The sequence below is a fragment of the Peptostreptococcus sp. genome (assembly GCF_977045075.1).
Genome location: NZ_CDRRTB010000131.1, coordinates 1 through 2763, shown reverse-complemented (window position 1 = coordinate 2763; position 2763 = coordinate 1). Strand labels below are relative to the sequence as shown.

The 2763-nt window shown below is 37.8% G+C and carries 3 protein-coding genes and 1 other annotated feature; all 3 genes read left to right on the top strand.

Features of this window, described 5'->3' with window-relative positions; all coding sequences use genetic code 11:
* Positions 1-672 (top strand): 3-methyl-2-oxobutanoate hydroxymethyltransferase (panB, locus tag ACW6OJ_RS07890; RefSeq protein ID WP_456096257.1); only part of this gene is annotated, 672 nt, incomplete at its 5' end.
* Between the two features lie 85 nt (positions 673-757).
* Positions 758-1606 (top strand): pantoate--beta-alanine ligase, encoded by an 849-nt coding sequence (gene panC / locus ACW6OJ_RS07885; protein WP_456096256.1) that lies wholly within the window; start codon positions 758-760, stop codon positions 1604-1606.
* 94 nt (positions 1607-1700) lie between these two features.
* Positions 1701-1950, top strand: a binding site (T-box leader).
* Positions 1951-2065: 115 nt separating this feature from the next.
* A partial coding sequence (locus tag ACW6OJ_RS07880; protein WP_456096255.1) for a branched-chain amino acid transport system II carrier protein occupies positions 2066-2763 on the top strand: 698 nt, incomplete at its 3' end.

Sequence of the window (2763 nt, the reverse complement as noted above, 5' to 3'; positions counted from 1 at the left end):
TATGAAGACACCCTAAGCGTAACTATTGAGGACATGATCCACCACACAGCTGCAGTTGCTAGGGGTACAAAGAATGCCTTAGTTGTAGGTGATATGCCATTTTTATCATATAATACAGGTATTAGGGACGCCGTAATAAATGCGGGTAGGTTGATGAGAGAAGGGCGTGCCAATTGTGTAAAGCTAGAGGGTGGTAAGGAAGTTTGTGATGTTATAAGGGCTATAACAGATGCCAAGATACCAGTTTGTGCCCATCTAGGTCTTACACCACAGGCTGTAAATGCCCTAGGAGGCTTCAAGGTCCAGGGAAAGAGTCTAGAATCTGCCCAGGCTTTGATAGAGGATGCCCTTGCAGTTCAGGAGGCAGGAGCCTTTGCTCTTGTACTAGAATGTGTACCAGCTGCACTTGCAGAAAAGATAAGCTCTATGCTTGATATACCAACTATAGGAATAGGTGCAGGCCCTGGTTGTGATGGTCAGGTCTTGGTTTACCAGGATATGTTGGGAGTATACAAAGATTTTACTCCAAAGTTTGTAAGAAAATTTGCTAATGTTGGAGAGGTTATGACTGAAGGTATAAAGGCTTATATAGATGCAGTAGCTGATGGTTCATTCCCAGAGGAAAAGCACTGCTTTAAGATATCTGAAGAAGTAATAGAAAAGCTATATTAGTCATAAGAAGATATATAAATAGTAGTCCAGACTCAAAAATAAGCCTTGGATTATAGCTGATAAATTAGTGAGAGGTTTAGGAAAAATGAAAGTTATAAGAAGTATAGATGAAATAATTGAAATTACTAGAAAAATAAAGGCAGATGGATATAGCCTGGGTATGGTTCCAACCATGGGTTGCCTACACGAGGGACATAAGAGCCTTATAAAAAGGGCGGTAGAAAACAATGACAAGGTGGTTGTAAGTGTATTTGTAAATCCAACCCAGTTTGGACCGGATGAAGATTATGAGAGTTATCCAAGGACTTTAGAAGCTGATGCCAAGTTGTGCGAGGAAATAGGGGCTGACTATATATTCCATCCAGAGCCAGACCAAATGTATCCAGATGGCTACAGTACCTTTGTTGTTCCGAGTGAAAAAATGACAAATATCCTATGTGGAGTGTCTAGACCAGGTCATTTTAGGGGAGTATGTACGGTTTTAACCAAGCTATTCACTATAGTAAGGCCTGATAGGGCATATTTTGGAGAAAAAGACATCCAGCAGCTGGCCATAGTAAAGAGGATGGTCAGAGACCTTAATTTTGGTATTGAAATCATTGGCTGTCCTATAATCAGGGAAGATGATGGACTAGCCAAAAGTTCAAGAAATACCTACCTTAATGAGGAAGAAAGGGCTGCAGCTACAGTTCTAAGAAGGAGTATCCTTGAGGGTAAAAAGGCTATTGATTCTGGAAATTTATCCAAGGAAGAGGTCTTAAAAATTATAAAAAATGAAATAGAAAAAGAGAAACTAGCCAGGATAGATTATGTGGAAATTATAGATTTTGATACCTTCGATCAGGTTGAAACTATAAAGGATAATACCCTAATAGCTATGGCTGTATACATTGGAAAAACCAGGTTAATTGACAATTTAGTTATTAATCTATAGTATTTAAAGAATATAATTTATAAAAATTAGAAAATTTTTTGAAATTTTTTTGTTTTTTGCATTGACAAAAGGGTTGATTCTTTTTATAATGTATATCAAGACGTTGAAGAGAAGAGTAAAAAGTCATTCAATCAGTACAGAGACATTTCGGTTGGTGAGAGAAATGAGAGAGAAGCTTTTGAACATGGCCTTGGAGTCATCGCATCGAGATCTAAATTTAGGTTAAGGTTGCGACGGGTGTGCCCGTTATAGCATTGCGAGTATGATAGTACTCAATAAGGTCTTTTTAGTGATAAAAAGATGAATTAAGGTGGTAACACGTGAGTTATGCTCTCGTCCTTTATAGGATGGGAGCTTTTTTTTATAACTTATAACCAGGGTGCGCAACTGGTTCCTTAATTCCTTGCTAAACTTCTCTATCTCTTTCATCAATATTAGTTAAACAAAAAGGAGAAGAAAATGAAAAAACAAAAGAAAGATATTTTTATAGTAGGACTAGCCTTATTCGGTTCCTACTTTGGCGCAGGAAACCTGATCTTTCCTCCCCTACTGGGCTTTATTTCAGGTAGCCAATGGTCTTTAGCCGCTATAGGATTTTGTGTCTCTGCAGTATTAATGCCGGTTGTTGGACTATATGTAATTTCGAAAAACGGTGGGTCTCTTGAGGCCATGACAGAAGATATACATAAGAATTTTGCTAAATTTTTGCTATTGTTTATAATGTTATTTGCTGGAAGTATATCTGTACCTCGTACAGGAGCTGTTGCTTATGAATTAGGATTTAAGGCCCTTTTCCCAGGTGTACCAATTATAGTATTTATTATAGGATACTTTGCTATAGCCCTTTATTTCTCACTTGACGTAAGTAAGATGATAAATAAGGTTGGTAAGTTCCTAACACCAGTACTAGTTGTTGTACTACTAGGGATAATTATAAAGGGAGTACTTACTCCAGTAGGAAGTCCGATAGCTCCACAACAGACTGGTGTTTTCACACATTCATTCTTAGAGGGTTACCAGACAGGAGACCTAATAGTGAGTTACCTTATAGGTACTGTCTTTATAGGAGATATTATCCACAGGGGATATAAGACAAGTGGAGAAAGAAATAAACTTACTGCTTATTGCGGTGTTATTGCCCTTATACTTTTGGCTGT

What these genes read in the sequence shown, in the direction of transcription:
- panC (WP_456096256.1), top strand. Translation starts at nt 758, where the DNA reads ATGAAAGTTATAAGAAGTATAGATGAAATAATTGAAATTACTAGAAAA.